21 protein-coding genes are annotated in these 17,926 nt (G+C 59.5%); 7 read left to right on the forward strand and 14 right to left on the reverse strand.

Annotation, left to right across the window (positions count from 1 at the left end):
• The first annotated feature begins 121 nt into the window (after positions 1 to 121).
• Positions 122 to 1,351, forward strand: coding sequence for a spore maturation protein (locus WHX55_RS00425; protein WP_150753721.1), 1,230 nt, complete (start codon positions 122 to 124; stop codon positions 1,349 to 1,351).
• Here the strand turns inward: WHX55_RS00425 and WHX55_RS00430 are convergent.
• Positions 1,333 to 2,430, reverse strand: a complete 1,098-nt coding sequence (locus WHX55_RS00430; RefSeq protein ID WP_150757403.1) for an aminopeptidase — start codon at positions 2,428 to 2,430, stop codon at positions 1,333 to 1,335. The two genes, WHX55_RS00425 and WHX55_RS00430, sit on opposite strands and share 19 nt — an antisense overlap.
• A 59-nt stretch (positions 2,431 to 2,489) precedes the next feature.
• Between WHX55_RS00430 and WHX55_RS00435 the strand changes: the two genes are divergently transcribed.
• Together WHX55_RS00435 and WHX55_RS00440 are read left to right on the forward strand one after the other, a co-directional pair.
• Positions 2,490 to 2,912 carry a hypothetical protein gene (locus tag WHX55_RS00435; protein WP_353741804.1) on the forward strand — a complete coding sequence of 141 codons (423 nt, stop codon included), beginning with the start codon at positions 2,490 to 2,492 and terminating at the stop codon, positions 2,910 to 2,912.
• Between the two features lie 40 nt (positions 2,913 to 2,952).
• Positions 2,953 to 3,372 (forward strand): hypothetical protein, encoded by a 420-nt coding sequence (locus tag WHX55_RS00440; protein WP_150728189.1) that lies wholly within the window; start codon positions 2,953 to 2,955, stop codon positions 3,370 to 3,372.
• Between the two features lie 5 nt (positions 3,373 to 3,377).
• On the opposite strand, the gene WHX55_RS00445 is transcribed toward WHX55_RS00440, so the two are convergent.
• Positions 3,378 to 3,611: a DUF1161 domain-containing protein gene (locus WHX55_RS00445; RefSeq protein ID WP_104450431.1), complete on the reverse strand. Its 234-nt coding sequence runs from the start codon at positions 3,609 to 3,611 to the stop codon at positions 3,378 to 3,380.
• Positions 3,612 to 4,001: 390 nt separating this feature from the next.
• Here WHX55_RS00445 and WHX55_RS00450 point away from each other — a divergent pair, with 390 nt between their 5' ends.
• A complete protein-coding gene (locus WHX55_RS00450) occupies positions 4,002 to 5,003 on the forward strand; it encodes an LLM class flavin-dependent oxidoreductase (RefSeq protein WP_150728190.1) in 1,002 nt (333 codons plus the stop codon).
• Positions 5,004 to 5,071: 68 nt separating this feature from the next.
• On the opposite strand, the gene WHX55_RS00455 is transcribed toward WHX55_RS00450, so the two are convergent.
• The gene (locus WHX55_RS00455) at positions 5,072 to 5,293 is read right to left on the reverse strand and encodes a DUF1161 domain-containing protein (protein ID WP_008045869.1); all 222 of its coding nucleotides are present in this window, start codon (positions 5,291 to 5,293) and stop codon (positions 5,072 to 5,074) included.
• Between the two features lie 121 nt (positions 5,294 to 5,414).
• Entirely contained in the window at positions 5,415 to 5,630 is a 216-nt protein-coding gene (locus tag WHX55_RS00460; protein WP_057712579.1) for a dodecin, read from the reverse strand.
• 157 nt (positions 5,631 to 5,787) lie between these two features.
• Between WHX55_RS00460 and WHX55_RS00465 the strand changes: the two genes are divergently transcribed.
• Positions 5,788 to 6,111, forward strand: a complete 324-nt coding sequence (locus WHX55_RS00465; RefSeq protein WP_150728191.1) for a DUF883 family protein — start codon at positions 5,788 to 5,790, stop codon at positions 6,109 to 6,111.
• Here the strand turns inward: WHX55_RS00465 and WHX55_RS00470 are convergent.
• The gene (locus WHX55_RS00470; RefSeq protein WP_353741805.1) at positions 6,108 to 7,001 is read right to left on the reverse strand and encodes a LysR family transcriptional regulator; all 894 of its coding nucleotides are present in this window, start codon (positions 6,999 to 7,001) and stop codon (positions 6,108 to 6,110) included. The genes WHX55_RS00465 and WHX55_RS00470 overlap by 4 nt on opposite strands.
• 124 nt (positions 7,002 to 7,125) lie before the next feature.
• On the opposite strand from WHX55_RS00470, the gene trpB reads away from it, so the two are divergent.
• Both trpB and trpA read left to right on the forward strand, forming a co-directional pair.
• Positions 7,126 to 8,346, forward strand: coding sequence for a tryptophan synthase subunit beta (gene trpB, locus WHX55_RS00475; protein WP_008002146.1), 1,221 nt, complete (start codon positions 7,126 to 7,128; stop codon positions 8,344 to 8,346).
• Positions 8,346 to 9,158 carry a tryptophan synthase subunit alpha gene (gene trpA / locus WHX55_RS00480; protein ID WP_008045880.1) on the forward strand — a complete coding sequence of 271 codons (813 nt, stop codon included), beginning with the start codon at positions 8,346 to 8,348 and terminating at the stop codon, positions 9,156 to 9,158. The genes trpB and trpA overlap by 1 nt, the downstream gene beginning before the upstream one ends.
• A 63-nt stretch (positions 9,159 to 9,221) precedes the next feature.
• Here trpA and WHX55_RS00485 read toward each other — a convergent pair whose 3' ends face one another.
• The 9 genes from WHX55_RS00485 to WHX55_RS00525 form a co-directional block, all read right to left on the reverse strand.
• Entirely contained in the window at positions 9,222 to 11,183 is a 1,962-nt protein-coding gene (locus WHX55_RS00485) for a DUF4105 domain-containing protein (protein WP_353741806.1), read from the reverse strand.
• On the reverse strand, positions 11,180 to 11,500 hold the full coding sequence (locus WHX55_RS00490; RefSeq protein WP_057712574.1) for a DUF2388 domain-containing protein: 321 nt from the start codon (positions 11,498 to 11,500) through the stop codon (positions 11,180 to 11,182). The genes WHX55_RS00485 and WHX55_RS00490 overlap by 4 nt, the downstream gene beginning before the upstream one ends.
• A 28-nt stretch (positions 11,501 to 11,528) precedes the next feature.
• Entirely contained in the window at positions 11,529 to 11,846 is a 318-nt protein-coding gene (locus tag WHX55_RS00495) for a DUF2388 domain-containing protein (protein ID WP_150728196.1), read from the reverse strand.
• A 107-nt stretch (positions 11,847 to 11,953) separates the two neighbouring features.
• Positions 11,954 to 12,271 carry a DUF2388 domain-containing protein gene (locus WHX55_RS00500; RefSeq protein WP_353741807.1) on the reverse strand — a complete coding sequence of 106 codons (318 nt, stop codon included), beginning with the start codon at positions 12,269 to 12,271 and terminating at the stop codon, positions 11,954 to 11,956.
• Between the two features lie 326 nt (positions 12,272 to 12,597).
• The gene (locus tag WHX55_RS00505) at positions 12,598 to 12,813 is read right to left on the reverse strand and encodes a DUF1127 domain-containing protein (protein WP_007969750.1); all 216 of its coding nucleotides are present in this window, start codon (positions 12,811 to 12,813) and stop codon (positions 12,598 to 12,600) included.
• Positions 12,814 to 13,131: 318 nt separating this feature from the next.
• Positions 13,132 to 14,625: an acetyl-CoA hydrolase/transferase family protein gene (locus WHX55_RS00510; protein WP_150728198.1), complete on the reverse strand. Its 1,494-nt coding sequence runs from the start codon at positions 14,623 to 14,625 to the stop codon at positions 13,132 to 13,134.
• A gap of 213 nt (positions 14,626 to 14,838) precedes the next feature.
• Positions 14,839 to 16,275 (reverse strand): NAD(P)(+) transhydrogenase (Re/Si-specific) subunit beta, encoded by a 1,437-nt coding sequence (locus WHX55_RS00515; protein ID WP_353741808.1) that lies wholly within the window; start codon positions 16,273 to 16,275, stop codon positions 14,839 to 14,841.
• Entirely contained in the window at positions 16,272 to 16,628 is a 357-nt protein-coding gene (locus WHX55_RS00520) for an NAD(P) transhydrogenase subunit alpha (RefSeq protein WP_150728424.1), read from the reverse strand. Before WHX55_RS00520 ends, WHX55_RS00515 begins: the two co-directional genes overlap by 4 nt.
• An 11-nt stretch (positions 16,629 to 16,639) precedes the next feature.
• Positions 16,640 to 17,761 carry a Re/Si-specific NAD(P)(+) transhydrogenase subunit alpha gene (locus WHX55_RS00525; RefSeq protein WP_353741809.1) on the reverse strand — a complete coding sequence of 374 codons (1,122 nt, stop codon included), beginning with the start codon at positions 17,759 to 17,761 and terminating at the stop codon, positions 16,640 to 16,642.
• Between the last annotated feature and the right edge of the window lie 165 nt (positions 17,762 to 17,926).

Raw genomic sequence — 17,926 nt, forward strand, 5'->3', positions numbered from 1 at the left:
AGCAGGCTCGCTCCTACAGTGAGCAGTGCCAGCAGTACCAGACAAACCCCGGAGAAATCCGGGGTTTGTCGTTTCTGGCCACCCCGCTATCATTCGCGGATCTTTTGGGGGGATTTGACTGATGCTCAATGGCCTTTGGCTTGGCTTCTTCATCGTGGCTGCCGTATCGGCGCTGGCGCAGTGGCTGATTGGCGGCAACGCCGGGATATTCGCGGCGATGGTGGAAAGCATTTTTGCCATGGCCAAGCTGTCGGTCGAAGTCATGGTGCTGCTGTTTGGCACTCTCACTCTCTGGCTGGGTTTTCTGCGCATTGCCGAGAAAGCCGGCATCGTCGAATGGCTGGCCAAGGCCCTGGGGCCACTGTTCTTGCGCCTGATGCCTGAAGTCCCGCCGGGTCATCCGGCCATTGGCCTGATCACCCTGAACTTCGCCGCCAATGGCCTGGGGCTGGACAACGCCGCCACACCGATCGGCCTCAAGGCCATGAAATCGCTGCAAGAACTCAATCCCAGCGCTACCGTCGCCAGCAACGCGCAGATCTTGTTCCTGGTGCTCAACGCCTCCTCGCTGACCCTGCTGCCGGTGACGATCTTCATGTATCGCGCCCAGCAAGGTGCGCCTGACCCGACGCTGGTGTTCCTGCCGATCCTGCTGGCGACCAGTTGCTCGACCATTGTCGGCTTCCTGTCGGTGGCATTCATGCAGCGGTTGCGCATCTGGGACCCCGTGGTGCTGGCCTACCTGATCCCTGGCGCCCTCGCCCTCGGTGGTTTCATGGCGTTGCTGGCGACCCTTTCGGCGACTGCGCTGGCCGGCCTGTCATCGATCCTCGGCAACCTGACGCTGTTTGGCCTGATCATGCTGTTTTTACTGATCGGCGCGCTGCGCAAAGTGAAGGTCTACGAGGCCTTCGTTGAAGGAGCCAAAGAGGGTTTTGACGTCGCCAAGAACCTGCTGCCCTACCTGGTGGCGATGCTCTGCGCGGTGGGCGTACTGCGCGCGTCCGGGGCACTGGACTTCGGTCTGGACGGGATCCGTCATCTGGTGGAATGGGCCGGTTGGGACACGCGTTTCGTTGACGCCCTGCCGACGGCGATGGTCAAACCCTTCTCCGGTAGCGCCGCCCGGGCGATGCTGATTGAAACCATGAAAACCTCGGGCGTGGACAGCTTCCCGGCGCTGGTGGCGGCAACAGTCCAGGGCAGTACCGAAACGACGTTCTATGTCCTGGCGGTGTACTTCGGCGCCGTGGGCATCCAGCGCGCACGCCATGCCGTCGGTTGTGCATTGTTGGCCGAGCTTGCCGGGGTGCTGGGTGCGATCGGGGTTTGCTACTGGTTCTTTGGTTGATCGGCTCCGTCAGCCAAAACCTTCAGCGCGGCCTTGCGCTCGTCCGTCGGCAAGGCGCCAAGCTTTTCCACGGCGGCGTAAAATTTAAGCCAGTCGCCATCCTCCTGATGAAACAGCGCGGCAAAAGCCGGCACCCATTGGTCGTACAAACCAAACGGCAATAACCGGGCGTTGTTCATGGGAGCATAGATCCAGGCGTCGTAGCGTTTGTCTGCGGTCCACTGACTGTCGCGCAATTGCCGGTATTCGCGGCGCAAGCGCTCGAACTCGGCCGCCTTGCGCTGGCGCATTTGTTCGGTTGGCAACGGCAAGGTGTAGAGTTTTTCCAGGCGGGCGCGGGTCTTGAGCACCAACCCAGTGAACTGTTCGCGCTGACGTGCCTGCGCATTGTTATCCGGTGGCAGGTGGCGGTAGGCGCGCCATTGGCGAGTACCTTCCTGCTCGACGAAGGTGGCGAAGGATTCGTTGAACTCCGTGTCGTCTTTCACATAGACGCGCTGATGGGCCAGCTCGTGAAAGATCAGCGTGGCCAGTCGCTCATCCCCCCAGCCCATCATCGAACTGATGATCGGGTCGTTGAACCAGCCGAGTGTCGAATAAGCTTCGACACCGCCAATCGACACGTCCATGCCCTGCAAGCGTTGCAAAGCCGCTTCGCCGCGGGCTGCGCTCTGGCTGTAGTAACCGCGATAGGCCACGCAACCGGCGATGGGGAAGCAGTGGTTTACAGGCTTGAGGGAAAATTCCGGTGTGGCGAAGACATTCCAGACGACGAAGGGACGCCCAATGTCCGCGTACAGGCGGTAACTCTGGTTATCCGGCAGGTGCAATTGCTGGCTGGCGAAGGTTCGGGCCTTTTGCGATTGCTCCAGGTGTGTGCGCAATTTTTGATCGCGCGCCGGGTCGGCAATCACGCTGGAAACAGGCTCCCTGGCCCGCAGCAACTGCAGTTGGCCGCTGGCCAGTTGGTTGTAATAGCTGATGCTGGCGCAACCGTTTAGCAACAAAAACAACACACCTGGAAACAAAACGCGAAAAACGCGATCAAGTAACCCAAGGCTAGGAAGCGGCCTGATCACAATAATTCTTCCTTGGAGAGTCTTTCCGCAAGACTATCCCGCCTGACTGGAGCTCCGCTATGCGCATGTTGATAATGACAGGAGGCCTGCTGATGCTGGCCGGCTGTGCTTATTTTGGACTACCCCGCCCTGATCCTGCGCAAGCCTGGATCGACCTGGACTCGAAGCAAGAAGATACGACGCTGCAAGCGCTGGAGGTCGATGACAAGGCCACCGACGATAAACGCTATTTCCAGGTTCAACCCGGCGGCCATGAGTTGACGGTCCGCTACCAATTCACGGTCCAGCCCACCAACATCGGCCCCGACGCCGAGCCGTTGTGGCGCGATTGCCAGTTGAACGTGAAATTCAACGACTTCAACGCGGGCGAGCGTTATCAGCTACAGGCGGGGAACATCGGCTTTCGGCCTTGGGCGAAACTCTACGATCAACAGCGCAAAGTGATTGGCCAAGGCACGCCGGCAGGCTGTCAACACAGCTGATCGGCGTTATGCTGGATGCATATCCCTTGGGACATCCATCATGCGCAGGTTGATGCTGTTACTCGCCGCCAGTGTTGTCGTGGGTTGCCAAAGCCCGATGCCGACACCTAATCCACAAATGGCCTGGGTCGAATTTTCTACGCCCTTCCCCAACGATAAATTGCTGATGGCCGAACGACTGGATAAACAACGCCTGCGCGACGGGCGTTTTTTCGAGGTCACGCCGGGCAGCCATGAACTGATCGTGCGTTTCGACTTTGAAGTACCCGGTGGTGGGTTGGGCATGATGGGCGGCCCTTCTGAGCGGCTGTGCTACCTGACCATCAAATACGATCATTTTGAAGCCGGCCAGCGTTATGTGCTCGAAGGCCGTTCCATCGCCTTTACCCCGGGCGCCCGGCTGTACAACGCCAAGCGCGAAATCGTTGCTGAAGACCGGGAATCCTACTGCCTGATGTGAGCGGTTCAGCGGTCGTTTTTCTGGTAGATGATTTTCTTGGTGCCGTTTTCGCACGAGCCAACGACCATGTTCTGGTCGTGTACTTCGTCGTTAGTGACAATTTCAAGCGTGTAGGAAGTGACGCCGCTGGCCTGGATCTTGGCTTCGATCTCGGCCTTGAGTTCTTCGCAGGGTTTCGGCGCCGCGAGGGCCGAGGTGGCCAGTGCGCAACAGATAACCGCCAGGGCAAAACGTTTCATGGTTGAAGCTCCTTTGAGGCAGCACGCACAGTCGTGGGTTTTCGCTGCTGTCATTTATTCGACCACAGTTTTAGCGGGCAAGTCTGTCTCCACGCAAAAAAGATCGCAGACTGAGCACCTTCTACCGAATGATCCCGGCAGGTTGCGCAAGGCTGCGATCTTTTGTTTTCAACGAAAATCTAGCTGACCCGTGTGGCCTCCAGTCTGATGTTCGCATTCAGGACTTTGGACACCGGGTGGTTCTGTCCGATCAATCCGCTTTTTCGCGGGATTTTTTACCGGGCTATTGAAACTCGGGTATATGCCCTCATTGCATGAATCACGCTTTTGGATTCGGCAGGTTTGCGTTCGCAAAAACAAACCTGCGCCCTCAATTGGAGAAGCAGGTTTATGAAACGACTGTCCGATATCAAGTTCTCGACCCTCGATCTGGTGCCGGTGCGCGAGAACGGCAGCGCGGCCCAGTCGCTGCGCAATTCGCTGGACCTGGCGCAGCACGTCGAAAGATTCGGTTACAACCGCTTCTGGGTGGCTGAGCACCACAACATGGATGGCATCGCCAGTTCTGCGACCTCGGTGCTGCTCGGTTACCTGGCCGGTGGTACGTCGACCATCCGAGTCGGCTCTGGCGGGGTGATGTTGCCCAACCACGCACCGTTGGTGATCGCCGAACAGTTCGGCACCCTGGAAAGCCTTTATCCGGGCCGGATCGATCTGGGCCTGGGTCGCGCCCCCGGCTCCGACCAGATGACCGCACGTGCGTTGCGCCGTGAGCGTTCCGGCAGCGCCGACGACTTCCCGGAAGATGTGGCGGAACTGGTGCGCTACCTCGGGCCACGTACACCGGACCAACGCATCATCGCGATGCCGGGAACCGGGACCAATGTGCCGGTCTGGTTGTTGGGATCGAGCCTGTTCAGTGCGCAACTGGCGGGTGAGCGCGGTTTGCCCTACGCCTTCGCATCGCATTTCGCGCCGCGCTACATGCATGAAGCGATTCGGGTCTACCGCAATCACTTCAAGCCGTCAGCCGTATTGGACAAGCCCTACGTGATGCTCGGCGTGCCATTGGTGGCAGCCGATACCGACGAGCAGGCCGAGTACCTGGCCACTTCGGTATTCCAGCGGATTCTCGCCCTGATGCGTGGCCAAAGCCTGGTGCAACGTCCGCCGGTGAAGACCATGGACGGCCTGTGGCTGCCCCATGAGAAAGAGGCCGTGCACGATTTCCTTGGCCTGGCCATGATCGGCAGCCCGCAGAAAATCCGCGCCAAACTCGAAGTCCTGATCGAACAGACCCAGGCCGACGAGCTGATTTTCACCTGTGACCTGTACGAACATGCTGATCGCGTGCATTCCTACGAGTTGCTGGCGCAGGTCATGCGAGGCTGATACTCAAAATGCAGGCATGAAAAAGCCGACGCCCTGACGTCGGCTTTTTCATTCAAGTGGGAATCGGTCTACTTTTTATAGACGATCACTTTGGCGCCCGCTTCGCATTTGCCAACAACTTTCCCGCCGGCAGCGGCACCTTTATCGACAATCTCCAGCGAATAACCGGAAACGCCCTTGGCATCAAGTTTCGCTGCGATTTCCGCTTTCAGCTCTTCGCATGGCTTGCCGCCCGCCAATGCGCTCCCCGCAAGGCTCAACAAACCTACTGCCAACATAAACTTCTTCATCGGTTGCATTCCCTGGTCGGGTCATAGGGGTAACCAGCCGTCAGCCGGACGCACTCATGTAGTGCTTTGCCATTCCCTATGGCATTCGACCGGCGTGCAAGTTCAGAAGACTAGCCCAAAGTCAGCTGCTGGCAATCCGGAATCCGACTTTCAAGGTCACCTGAAAGTGCGCAGCCTTGCCGTCCCTGATATGCCCACGGGTCTCGGTCACTTCAAACCATTCCATGTACTTGATGCTTTTGCTGGCTTCGGCCAGCGCGTTGTTGATCGCGTCTTCGATACTGCTGGTGGACGAGCCGATCAGCTCGATTTTCTTGTAGGTGTGATGGTCAGACATGGCGTTCTCCTCGGCGTGTGAATTACAGACTAGCAGTGATTTTTCCTATTTCTTCTGTTGGCCGTCCTGAGGGTGAAGTTCAGATTTTCTGCACTTTCTCGAACCCGTGAAGTCCCAACCTACACACGCCACTCATCACCAATGCAGGAGAGCCACCATGGCCAACACCTCGTTACGCAAAGCCTCATTGCAAAGCATGGAAGCCGAGATCGAGAGTCTGCTCAAGTCTTTGGAAAGCCTGAAGGGCGACGCCTCGGACGAGTCGCGTAAAACCCTCAATACCCTGAAAAGCAACGCCGAGAATGCCTTGAAGCACTCGCGCCATCTGCTTGCCGATGCTTATGAGGAGGTCAAGGTCAAAACCCGCGAAACCGGGATTGCCACCCGGGACTACGCCCAGGAACACCCCTGGACAACAGCCGGTGTCGCCGTGGGTGCATTGGGCCTGCTGGCCGCTTATCTGTTGTGCAAGCGTGATTAATCCGCGCGACGCAGTTCGTTCTTGAGCCACTGCGCCAGTTGTCGGGCGCGCCCGTCCGCGGCGCGCTTGAGTAGCCACAACGCCAGTTGTGCCGGGGTTTCACTGAAGCCCCAAGGCGCAACCAGGCGGCCGGCCTTCAAGTCCTCCGTCACCAAGGGTTCGGGGGCAATCGCCACGCCCAGACCTGCGACGGCGGCTTCCAGCAAATAATACAAATGTTCAAATCCCTGACCGTACTTCAGCGCCCTGGCGTCGAGGCCGCGTGGTTGCGCCCAGTTCGGCCAGGCTTGCGGGCGTGAGGTGGTGTGCAGCAAGGGTTCGCTCAGCAGCGCGGTTTCCGGCGCCTGCTTGAGCCGTTCATAGCCGACGAACCGCGGGCTCATGACCGGGCCGATGCGTTCGCTGGCGAGCTCAAAAACCTGCATGTCCGCCGGCCAGGGTGGCTCGGCAAATACCAGCAAGGCATCCAGCCCCGGTCTTCGCGGATCGAGATCGCCTTCTCCGGCCGACAGGTGCAGGCGCAAGTCCGGCAGGTCGGCATTGAGCCGCCCCAATCGCGGGATAAACCAGCGCGCCAGCAGGCTTCCCGAGCAACCGAGCACGAATGGCGCATCGGCTGTGCTTTGTGTGAGTTCGGCGCAAACGCTGCGCAGGCGCTCGAAGGCTTCGCTGCTGGCGTCACGCAGGCGTAATCCGGCATCTGTGAGTTTCAGGCCGCGACCGTCCTTGATGAACAGGCTTACGCCGAGGTGCTCTTCAAGCACCTTGAGTTGCCGGCTGACCGCACCGTGGGTGACGTGCAACTGTTCGGCCGCCTGACTGACGCTGTTCAGGCGGGCAGTGGCTTCGAAGGCTCGAAGCGCGTTCAGCGGAGGAAGGTCATGGCTCATTTGATCTGTGAGTTTTCCTGACAGGTTGTGGCGATCTTATCGGTTTTCAGGTCGGGGCGTCAGGGGTAGAGTGAAGCCCACTATCTCTTTATGCATCACTTCACGCATTCAACTGGAGCGCCCCATGACCCAGACTAATCTGCGCAACGGCCCTGATGCCAACGGCCTGTTTGGCGCGTTCGGCGGCCGTTATGTTGCCGAAACCCTGATGCCGTTGATCCTCGACCTGGCCCGCGAATACGAGTTGGCCAAGGAAGATCCTGCATTCAAGGAAGAACTGGCCTACTTCCAGCGCGACTACGTCGGGCGTCCGAGCCCACTGTACTTCGCCGAGCGTCTGACCGAGTTCTGTGGCGGCGCGAAGATCTACCTCAAGCGTGAAGAGCTGAACCACACCGGCGCGCACAAGATCAACAACTGCATCGGCCAGATCCTGCTGGCGCGGCGCATGGGCAAAAAGCGCATCATCGCCGAGACCGGCGCCGGCATGCACGGTGTGGCCACCGCCACCGTCGCTGCGCGTTTCGGTCTGGATTGCGTGATCTACATGGGCACCACTGACATTGAGCGTCAGCAGGCCAACGTGTTCCGCATGAAGCTGCTGGGTGCCGAAGTGATCCCGGTGGTAGCCGGTACCGGCACGCTGAAAGACGCGATGAACGAAGCCCTGCGTGACTGGGTGACCAACGTCGACAGCACTTTCTACCTGATCGGCACCGTGGCCGGTCCGCACCCTTACCCGGCAATGGTTCGCGACTTCCAGGCCGTGATCGGCAAGGAAACCCGCGAACAGCTGCAAGCCCAGGAAGGTCGCCTGCCGGACAGCCTGGTGGCGTGCATTGGCGGTGGTTCCAACGCCATGGGCCTGTTCCACCCGTTCCTCGACGACAAGAGTGTCGAGATCATCGGCGTCGAAGCCGCCGGCTACGGCATCGAGACCGGCAAGCATGCAGCCAGCCTCAATGGTGGCGTTCCAGGCGTCCTGCACGGCAATCGTACTTTCCTGCTGCAGGACGACGACGGCCAGATCATCGACGCCCACTCGATCTCCGCTGGCCTGGACTACCCGGGCATTGGTCCGGAACACGCATGGTTGCATGATATCGGCCGCGTTCAGTACACCTCGGTGACCGACGACGAAGCCCTCGCTGCGTTCCACCAGTGCTGCCGCCTGGAAGGGATCATCCCTGCCCTGGAAAGCGCCCACGCCCTGGCTGAAGTATTCAAGCGCGCACCGACCTTGCCAAAAGATCACCTGATGGTGGTCAACCTGTCCGGTCGTGGCGACAAAGACATGCAGACCGTGATGCACCACATGGAACAATCAAAGCAGGAGAAACACTGATGAGCCGCCTGCAAACGCGTTTTGCCGAACTCAAGGAACAGAACCGCGCCGCCCTGGTGACCTTCGTGACCGCTGGCGACCCGGGCTATGACACCTCCCTGGCCATCCTCAAGGGTTTGCCGGCGGCTGGCGCCGACGTGATCGAGTTGGGCATGCCCTTCACCGACCCGATGGCTGATGGCCCGGCAATCCAGCTCGCCAACATCCGTGCGTTGGGTGCCAAGCAGAATCTGGCGAAAACCCTGCAAATGGTTCGCGAGTTCCGCCAGGACAACAACGAAACGCCGCTGGTGCTGATGGGTTACTTCAACCCGATCCACATGTACGGCGTACCGCGCTTCATCGCCGAAGCCAAGGAGGCCGGTGTTGACGGCCTGATCGTGGTCGACCTGCCGCCCGAGCATAACGGCGAGCTGTGCGACCCGGCACAGGCCGCGGGCCTGGACTTCATTCGCCTGACCACGCCAACCACCGACGATGTGCGCCTGCCGACCGTTCTCAACGGCAGCTCCGGCTTCGTCTACTACGTCTCGGTGGCCGGTGTGACCGGCGCCGGTGCCGCCACGCTGGAACACGTCGAGGAAGCGGTCGCCCGTCTGCGTCGCCATACCGACCTGCCGATCAGCATCGGTTTCGGTATCCGGACTCCGGAACAGGCGGCGTCCATTGCACGTCTGGCCGATGGTGTTGTGGTGGGCTCGGCGTTGATCGATCACATCGCCAATGCCACCTCCCCGGAACAAGCCGTGGATGGCGTGCTGAGCCTGTGCTCGGCGTTGGCCGAAGGCGTGCGTAAGGCTCGCATCAGCTGAAGGTAAAGCACCTGAACGCTGTAAACCTTGTGGGGGCAAGCTTGCTCCCACAAGGTTGCGGTATCAAGGCAACTCTATCCCGCCTGATGCCTTGTGCAGTTTGCGCAGGTGTTCACCAATCTGCTTCACGTTGGCCTCGTTAGCGGCCATTTCGGCGGCGCGGCCCGGTTCAAGCAACGCCCTCACCTCCTTGTCCAGATCCCCGGACAGCGCCAGGAGCTGCTTCTGGCGCTGGCTGCTTTCCGCTTCCAGATGCTCCCACTCGTTCGGTTGTGGCAACCCGTAACCCGCGGTCCCCAGCAGCTCTGCCGGGCGGCTGAGGAAGCCGCTGTTGGCGAGAATCTGCTTCAGCGTCTCGTTGGCTTTGTCCATACCGCCGTTTTTCAGCTCCCGAGCGCCCAGATAGCGTTGCTTCACTTCGTCCTGGGCCAGCAACATCTGTCGACGGAAACTCGCCTGTTCCAGCAGCAGCAATGCTGCGCTAGTACGCAAATCAGCCTGTTCGAACCATTGCCGCCGCTCTGCGGCTTTCAAATCCAGCCACTCTTCGACAGTTTCCTGTTTGATCGGCATCTGCTTTTTCAACACTTCGAACATCGCTTGGTAGCGATCACGGAAGGAGTCGAAGCGATAACCCAGGCGCAATGCTTCGCGAGGATCATCCAGCACACTGGTATCGGCCAGACCACGACCCTTGAGCACTTCGAGCATGCCGTTGGGCATGATGTTGTCCAGACCAACCAGTTGCGGGTTGTTAGTGCTGCTACGCAGCAGTTTCAGTCCTTCTACCGCACAGTTGTTGGACAGGAAGAAGTAGTTGCCGTCGTAGCTCCAGTGCATTTCGGCGGCGTGCTCCACCACATCTTCGATCTCGCGGCGCGACAGGTTCAGTGGTACTGAGGCCAGGCTGCGCAACTCGGTCTTGGTGTATTCGTCGATTACCTGGGAAAGCGGCAGGACAAACAGGCGCGATGGGTACTTACCGACCAGCCCATTCCAGCTCGACATCTGCACATCACCGACAAATGCGCGGTACGACAGCACCAGATGCTGGTCCAGGTCCAGTCGGCAATCCGGTCCGCGAGGTCGGCCCGGTGCACAAATGACCAGGCGCAACATGCTGTGACCCCAGTAGCTGAACAAGTTCTGGTTAGCCTCGGCCAGCAGGTAGTCGATGGCGTAAACCCGTTCCGGATCGACCTGTCCCAGTGGTGTTTTGGCGAAATCACTGCCGGCATTGAGGAAGGCGACGGTTTTGCCGCAAGCGTTTTTGGCAGCGGGCGCCCAGCCAAAGTGCTCTTTGTAGTAGCGGTACAGTGCGGGACGACGGCAGGCGTAGCTCGGATCGAGCAGGAAGTACTCCATATTGACTGCGACGAACTCCTTGGGGCTGCTCGTCTCGTAGATGTCCGGGCTGCGCGCGATCTGCCGGTTGTACTGTTCGCGCTCGCCACGACGGCCGACGTATTGCGGCCAGCCGGCGAGGTCGAGCAGGCGTGGATCATCGCTGAGGGTAAAGCGACGGCCGGTCTGGCCGCGGCATTGGTCGGGGATGCCGACCAGCCCTGAGCTGCTGTCTTGGCGGGTACAGCGTTGAATCAGAGTGCGCTCCGCCTTTGGCCACAGGCGTGAGCGATCGTAGATGTGAGTCAGCTCGTGCAACACCGTGGCCAGCATTTCCCGGCGCACGGTGCCATGGGGGCGCTGGGTTTTTTTGGTCGCGGCGCTGCCATCGGTGAGGCCGGCCAGCAGGTTGCGGTTCAAATCGAGTTCGGACACCAGTGTCGCCTGACCGTAGGCATTTCTCGGCATGTCATCGGTCCAGCCGACGTCGATGCGTCGATCGAGTTGCTCGACAAAGCGTGGCGGCAGTGCCTGCACGGCTTCATCGAGCAACGCCTGGCTGGCTTGCTGTTGCGCGGGAGTCAGACCTTCGGTCTTGAGCTGTAATTGAAGGCCAGCGTGGGCCGTGTTGCCGAGCAGCAACAGGGCCCCGGCCAGCAGCCAGGCACCTGGACACTTCACAGTGCGAGGATGGCTTCGGCGAGATCCTGGTCACTGGCGTCACGAGCTTCCGGCACGCGGGTGCGCAGCAAATCGAAGGCGGATTCCAGGTGAGCGCCACGAATGTCGCCATTGCTGGCAACGAAACTGGCGGCGTCGTCCTGGGCTTCGCGCACGATTTTCGAATCGCGAATGGACGTGGTGGTGTCGGAGGTGAAATCGAGGGTGCGCTGGGTAGCACGGATCAGAATATTACTGGTGGCAACCAGAGTATGTGCCTGGGCCACATCGGCCAACAGCAGCAGGCCTAAGGTGGCAGCAATCAGCGGGTTACGCATGGAATGACTCCAGAAAAAACAGGGATAACTATTGGACGAGAATTGCTTGTGCCAGTTCAAGGTCGCTGGCATGAAGTTTTGCCTGGGTTCGGCGCAGATAGCGCAGGGCCGACTCCAGTCGTGCGCCTCTTAGTTGGCCGTCACTGGCAATGAATGCCGCGGCGTCATCTTGGGCCGCGAGCAGCAGTTTATGGTCGAAGGGGGCGGAGGTCACCATGCTTGTGGCATATCCACTGGCCACGATCCCTTGGGTTGACAGGTTAAAGGCGTCGTAAGCGTGGGCTGAGCCTGAACAGGCGGCAGTAATCATGACTGGAGTGATCAACAGATTTGCAAGAAAACGCATGAGACTCGACAGTTAAAAGTGAGTCCCAAGGCTAGCGCAAGGCCCATTCTAGAGCCAGCACGGAAATAATGGGACACGTCGAGCGTGTCCCCGGCCAGAACAGTCGATCAGATCGTCAGGATCGCCTGCGCCAGTTGTGTATCGGTTGCGTTCAACTGGGGTACCTGATGACGAATATGGTCGAGCGCGCTTTCCAGTTTCACCCCGCGGATGGAGCCTTCGCTGGCAACGAAGCTGGCGGCGTCGTCACGCGCTGCGAGCACGATCTTGTCATCTTTGAACGAAGACGTGATGTTGGACGTCGCATCGGAACTGGATTTGAGTGCCCCAACGACTGCGTCGGTGGTCACGATAAAGCTGGTGGCGTGGGAATTGGCAGCCACGGCAAGCAGGGCTGCAGCGCTGAGCAGGCGAAGTCGGGACATGGTGTAACTCCTAGGGTAAGCCGATTGGAAGATGGCGCAGTGTCTGCTGAGTCAGACGCTCGTAGCCCGCCAGATTCTGATTGATATTAGCTGTCTGTGCGTGACGCCGCGACAGTCTGATCGTGTTGATCTGGCGAAGTTTCCAGACTGTATCAAATCTGGCGGATTAACTGTTCAGGTGTAATTTAATTTTATTTAAACTGTACTGCTTTTTTCTTTCTTCCCCTGAAACGACAAAACCCGTCGTGGTTTCCCACGACGGGTCTTGTTTTTTCAATTCGGGTTGCTGGCGGTGGACCCTTCAGGTCAGAGCCAGCGACGCTAACTTAGCGCCAGAACGGCTTGCTCAGCTCTTCGTAGCGTTGTGCTTCGCTAATCCCGGCGTCAGCCAGCAGACGCGAATCCAGACGAGCCAGTTGATGGCGGCTGGTGATGCGGCGCTGCCACAGCATCAGGTTGGCGATAACGCGCAGAGGCAGGGAAGCCTGGGTTTTTGCAGCAGTGTCTTCGAAGAACAGATCGGAACTGAGTGTACGTTCCATGGTGGTCATCCTTCCGCTTATGGCGGGATTAGGTAGTGGTTTAACTGGTGCCCATGATCCTCTCGTTTGCCTAGTCTCTGTAGATACAGTTCATCTGTATTGTGAGAGCTCAGTTAACTGTTTATAGGGGGTGTACTGGTCGAAATTGAGGCAACTGTACCTATGCGCACTATTAAGGTGCGAAAATGCTGTTTTTGCTCAGTAAGGTAGGAATTATCCCTCAGAAATGACCAGTACAGCAGTACAGTTTTTTCATATTCCGAGGAGGCAAGAGCAAGCTGACGAAACTGTGTTTGCGCCAGCTGCTATCTGTACCAATTACTTCTTCAGCATTTGCCCGGTTTCTTCCAGGTTGATGTGCCAGCTCAGGGCGTCACGCAGGATGTGCGGGGTGTGCCCGCCGATGGCGCACGCGGCGGTGAAGTAATCATTCAGCGCCTGGCGGTAATCCGGGTGCACGCACTTGTCGATGATGACCCGGGCACGCTCCCGAGGCGCCAGGCCGCGCAAGTCTGCCAGGCCCACTTCGGTCACGAGGATGTCGACGTCATGTTCGGTGTGGTCAACATGGCTGACCATCGGCACCACGCTGGAGATCGCACCGCCCTTGGCGATCGACTTGGTCACGAACACGGACAAGTGCGCGTTGCGCGCGAAGTCACCCGAGCCACCGATGCCGTTCATCATCCGCGTGCCGCAGACGTGAGTGGAGTTGACGTTGCCATAGATGTCGAACTCCAGTGCCGTGTTGATGCCGATGATGCCAAGGCGGCGCACGACTTCAGGGTGGTTGGAAATCTCCTGCGGGCGCAGAACCAGTTTGTCTTTGTAGCGCTCCAGATTGCCGAACACGTCGGCATTGCGGCGGCTCGACAGGGTGATCGAACTGCCCGAAGCAAAACTCAGCTTGCCCGCATCGATCAGGTCGAAGGTCGAGTCCTGCAGCACCTCGGAATACATCGTCAGGTCTTCGAACGGCGAGTCGATCAGGCCGCACATCACCGAGTTGGCAATGGTGCCGATGCCGGCCTGTAGCGGGCCGAGCTTGTTGGTCATGCGCCCGGCTGCCACTTCCTGTTTGAAGAAGTCGATCAGGTGATCGGCAATGGCTTGGGTCTCGGCGTCCGGCGCCAGCACCGTGGAGGGCGAGTCAGCCTGGTTGGTGACCACGATGGCGACGATTTTTTCCGGTGGAATCGGGATGGCGGTGCTGCCAATGCGATCGTCGACCTTGACCAGCGGAATCGGCGTACGGGTCGGACGGTAGGTCGGAATATAGATGTCGTGCAAGCCTTCGAGATTCGGGTTGTGCGCCATGTTGATCTCGACGATCACGTGCTTGGCGAAAATCGCGAAGCTGGCCGAGTTGCCGACCGAGGTGGTTGGCACGATATGCCCTTGCTCGGTGATCGCTACGGCTTCAATCACGGCAATGTCCGGCAGTTTCAATTGCTGGTTGCGCAATTGCTCCACGGTTTCCGACAAGTGCTGGTCGATGAACATGACTTCACCGGCATTGATCGCCTTGCGCAGGGTGCTGTCGACCTGGAACGGCATGCGTCGTGACAACACACCGGCTTCGGTCAACTGCTTGTCGAGGTCGTTGCCCAGGCTTGCGCCGGTCATCAGGCTGATCTTCAGCGGCGTGACCTTGGCACGCTCGGCCAGCGCCTGGGGGACGGCCTTGGCTTCGCCTGCGCGAGTAAAGCCACTCATGCCGACAGTCATGCCGTCCTCAATCAGAGCGGCAGCGTCGGCAGCGCTCATCACTTTGTCCAACAACGAAGGCAGGCGAATACGGTCACGGTACATGGATTGTTATCTCGGGCAACAGGTAGCAGGACGTGCAGTCTAGTGAATTGCGCCAGCTTCTGTCCCGCTACCAAGGTCGCAATCGAGGCGTCTATTTCGGGCCTTTCAAGCAAAACACCGTTACCGGATCGGTAACAAAAGGATAGTTTGTCCGACGATTTGCGCAAACAAAAACGCCCCGACGAGTCGGGGCGTTCCGTGTGCCGCAGAGGGTTAGTCGACGGCTTTGACCATGTCTTCGATGACCTTTTTAGCGTCGCCGAACACCATCATGGTTTTGTCCAGGTAGAACAGTTCGTTGTCCAGGCCGGCGTAGCCGCTGGCCATCGAGCGCTTGTTGACGATGATGGTCTTGGCCTTGAACGCTTCGAGGATCGGCATGCCGGCAATCGGCGATTTCGGATCGTTCTTGGCGGCCGGGTTGACCACGTCATTGGCGCCCAGCACCAGCACCACGTCGGCCTGGCCGAACTCGGAGTTGATGTCGTCCATCTCGAACACCTGGTCGTAAGGCACTTCGGCCTCGGCCAGCAACACGTTCATGTGGCCGGGCATACGACCGGCAACCGGGTGGATCGCATACTTCACGGTCACGCCGCGGTGGGTCAGCTTCTCGGTCAGCTCCTTCAGCGCATGCTGTGCCCGCGCTACCGCCAGGCCGTAGCCCGGCACGATGATCACGGTGTCGGCGTTGGTCAGCAGGAAGGTCGCGTCGTCAGCCGAACCGGATTTCACCGGACGGGCTTCTTTCGAACCTGCCGGGCCGGCCGCATCCGCTGTATTGCCGAAGCCACCGAGCAGCACATTGAAGAAGGAGCGGTTCATCGCCTTGCACATGATGTACGAGAGGATTGCACCGCTTGAGCCCACCAGCGAGCCGGCGATGATCAGCATCGAGTTGTTCAGCGAGAAGCCGATACCCGCCGCTGCCCAGCCGGAGTAGCTGTTGAGCATCGACACGACCACTGGCATGTCCGCGCCGCCGATCGGGATGATGATCAGCACGCCGAGCACGAAGGCCAGGGCCAGCATCACGGCGAAAGCGGTGTAGTCACCGGTGAGCATGAAGGTCACGCCCAGGCCCAGTGTGGCCAGGCCCAGCAGCAGGTTCAGCTTGTGCTGGCCAGTGAACTGTACCGGTGCACCCTGGAACAGGCGGAACTTGTACTTGCCCGACAGCTTGCCGAACGCGATCACCGAACCGGAGAAGGTGATTGCACCGATGGCGGCACCGAGGAACAGTTCCAGGCGGTTACCGGCCGGGATCGCGTCACCGAGTTGCTTGACGATGCCCAGCGACTGCGGCTCGACCACGGCAGCCACGGCGATGAACACCGCCGCCAGGCCGATCATGCTGTGCATGAAGGCGACCAGCTCCGGCATCTTGGTCATTTCAACGCGTTTGGCCATGATCGACCCGGCAGTGCCGCCGATCAGCAGGCCGACGATCACGTAGACGATCCCGTCATGTGCAAGCTCGGCGCCGAGCTTGTAGATCAGGCCGACCGTGGTGAGGATCGCCAGGCCCATGCCGAGCATGCCGAACAGGTTGCCACGACGCGACGTGGTGGGATGCGAGAGGCCCTTGAGCGCCTGGATGAAGCAGACCGAGGCGATCAAATACAGGGAAGTAACCAGGTTCATGCTCATGCTTGCTGCACCTCAGCCTTGGCTGCTGCGGCTTTGGCTGCCGGAGCTTTTGCCGCAGGCGCTTTTTTCTTGAACATTTCCAGCATGCGCCGGGTCACCAGGAAGCCCCCAAACACGTTGACCGCGGCCAGGGCCACGGCCAGGGTGCCCATGGTCTTGCCCAGCGGGGTCACGGTCAAAGCCGCTGCCAGCATGGCACCGACGATCACGATGGCCGAGATGGCGTTGGTCACCGCCATCAGTGGCGTGTGCAGTGCAGGTGTCACGTTCCAGACCACGTGGTACCCGACATAGATAGCCAGCACGAAGATGATCAGGTTGTAGATACCGTCAGAGATCAGCATGTCTTCCATTGTTTTTATCCTCAGCCGTTCTTGCGCACGATCTGGCCGTCGCGGCACATCAGGCACGCGGCGACGATATCGTCTTCAAGGTTGATCACCAGTTGTCCTTCTTTATCGAACAACAGTTTCATGAAGTCCAGCAGGTTGCGGGCGTACAGCGCCGAAGCGTCAGCCGCCACGGCGCTGGCCAGGTTGGTCGGGCCAACGATGGTCACGCCATTTTCGACGACCACCTGATCGGCCACGGTCAGCGGGCAGTTGCCGCCCTGGGCTGCCGCCAGGTCGATGACCACCGAACCCGGTTTCATCTGGGCCACGGTTTGCGCGCTCAACAGGGTTGGTGCCTTGCGGCCGGGAATCAGCGCGGTGGTGATAACGATGTCAGCCTGCTTGGCGCGTTCGTGCACCGCGGCGGCCTGGCGCTGCATCCAGCTGGCCGGCATCGGACGGGCGTAACCGCCGACACCGACGGCGCATTCACGCTCTTCGTCGGTCTCGTAAGGCACGTCGACGAACTTGGCGCCGAGGGATTCGATCTGCTCTTTTACCGCAGGACGCACGTCAGACGCTTCGATCACCGCCCCCAGGCGTTTCGCGGTAGCGATGGCCTGCAAACCGGCCACGCCGGCACCGAGGATCAGCACGCGCGCCGCTTTCACAGTGCCCGCAGCGGTCATCAACATCGGCATGAAGCGCGGATAGTAGTGAGCGGCCAGCAACACAGCCTTGTAACCGGCGATGTTGGCTTGCGACGACAGTACGTCCAGGCTCTGAGCACGGGAGGTACGAGGCGCGGCTTCCAGGGCAAAGGCGGTAATCCCGCATTCGGCCATTTTGGCGATGGTTTCATTGCTGAACGGATTGAGCATGCCCACCACTATGGTGCCGCTCTTGATCAGTGCGAGCTCGCTGTCGCTGGGAGCGACCACCTTCAAAATCAGCTCTGCACCAAACGCATCGTTGGCGCTGCCAATGCTTGCGCCTGCCGCTTCATAGGCACTGTCGACAACGCTGGCATTAATACCGGCGCCGCTTTGTACAGTGACCTTATGGCCCTGGCCGATCAGCTTCTTGATGGTTTCCGGGGTTGCAGCAACCCGTGTTTCACCGGTCTGGGTTTCGAGAGGAACACCAATGTGCACGTCAAATCTCCTGCGTGATCTTATAGAGTAAACCCATGCACTACGGATGGTGCGGCTGGGGCGGCCGATCAGCACGATCCCGCCAAATCAGGGCGGGGCGCGGCATTTTGCAGGCGAACTTTGTGCCCTTCAAGGGATTATGACGGGTGACGGAAAATTAACTAC

Source organism: Pseudomonas fluorescens, from assembly GCF_040448305.1.
Classification (GTDB): domain Bacteria; phylum Pseudomonadota; class Gammaproteobacteria; order Pseudomonadales; family Pseudomonadaceae; genus Aquipseudomonas; species Aquipseudomonas fluorescens_BH.

What these genes read in the sequence shown, in the direction of transcription:
- WHX55_RS00425 (WP_150753721.1), top strand. Translation starts at nt 122, where the DNA reads ATGCTCAATGGCCTTTGGCTTGGCTTCTTCATCGTGGCTGCCGTATCG.
- WHX55_RS00435 (WP_353741804.1), top strand. Translation starts at nt 2,490, where the DNA reads ATGCGCATGTTGATAATGACAGGAGGCCTGCTGATGCTGGCCGGCTGT.
- WHX55_RS00440 (WP_150728189.1), top strand. Translation starts at nt 2,953, where the DNA reads ATGCGCAGGTTGATGCTGTTACTCGCCGCCAGTGTTGTCGTGGGTTGC.
- WHX55_RS00445 (WP_104450431.1), bottom strand. Translation starts at nt 3,611, where the DNA reads ATGAAACGTTTTGCCCTGGCGGTTATCTGTTGCGCACTGGCCACCTCG.
- WHX55_RS00450 (WP_150728190.1), top strand. Translation starts at nt 4,002, where the DNA reads ATGAAACGACTGTCCGATATCAAGTTCTCGACCCTCGATCTGGTGCCG.
- WHX55_RS00455 (WP_008045869.1), bottom strand. Translation starts at nt 5,293, where the DNA reads ATGAAGAAGTTTATGTTGGCAGTAGGTTTGTTGAGCCTTGCGGGGAGC.
- WHX55_RS00460 (WP_057712579.1), bottom strand. Translation starts at nt 5,630, where the DNA reads ATGTCTGACCATCACACCTACAAGAAAATCGAGCTGATCGGCTCGTCC.
- WHX55_RS00465 (WP_150728191.1), top strand. Translation starts at nt 5,788, where the DNA reads ATGGCCAACACCTCGTTACGCAAAGCCTCATTGCAAAGCATGGAAGCC.
- WHX55_RS00470 (WP_353741805.1), bottom strand. Translation starts at nt 7,001, where the DNA reads ATGAGCCATGACCTTCCTCCGCTGAACGCGCTTCGAGCCTTCGAAGCC.
- trpB (WP_008002146.1), top strand. Translation starts at nt 7,126, where the DNA reads ATGACCCAGACTAATCTGCGCAACGGCCCTGATGCCAACGGCCTGTTT.
- trpA (WP_008045880.1), top strand. Translation starts at nt 8,346, where the DNA reads ATGAGCCGCCTGCAAACGCGTTTTGCCGAACTCAAGGAACAGAACCGC.
- WHX55_RS00490 (WP_057712574.1), bottom strand. Translation starts at nt 11,500, where the DNA reads ATGCGTAACCCGCTGATTGCTGCCACCTTAGGCCTGCTGCTGTTGGCC.
- WHX55_RS00495 (WP_150728196.1), bottom strand. Translation starts at nt 11,846, where the DNA reads ATGCGTTTTCTTGCAAATCTGTTGATCACTCCAGTCATGATTACTGCC.
- WHX55_RS00500 (WP_353741807.1), bottom strand. Translation starts at nt 12,271, where the DNA reads ATGTCCCGACTTCGCCTGCTCAGCGCTGCAGCCCTGCTTGCCGTGGCT.
- WHX55_RS00505 (WP_007969750.1), bottom strand. Translation starts at nt 12,813, where the DNA reads ATGGAACGTACACTCAGTTCCGATCTGTTCTTCGAAGACACTGCTGCA.
- WHX55_RS00510 (WP_150728198.1), bottom strand. Translation starts at nt 14,625, where the DNA reads ATGTACCGTGACCGTATTCGCCTGCCTTCGTTGTTGGACAAAGTGATG.
- WHX55_RS00515 (WP_353741808.1), bottom strand. Translation starts at nt 16,275, where the DNA reads ATGAGCATGAACCTGGTTACTTCCCTGTATTTGATCGCCTCGGTCTGC.
- WHX55_RS00520 (WP_150728424.1), bottom strand. Translation starts at nt 16,628, where the DNA reads ATGGAAGACATGCTGATCTCTGACGGTATCTACAACCTGATCATCTTC.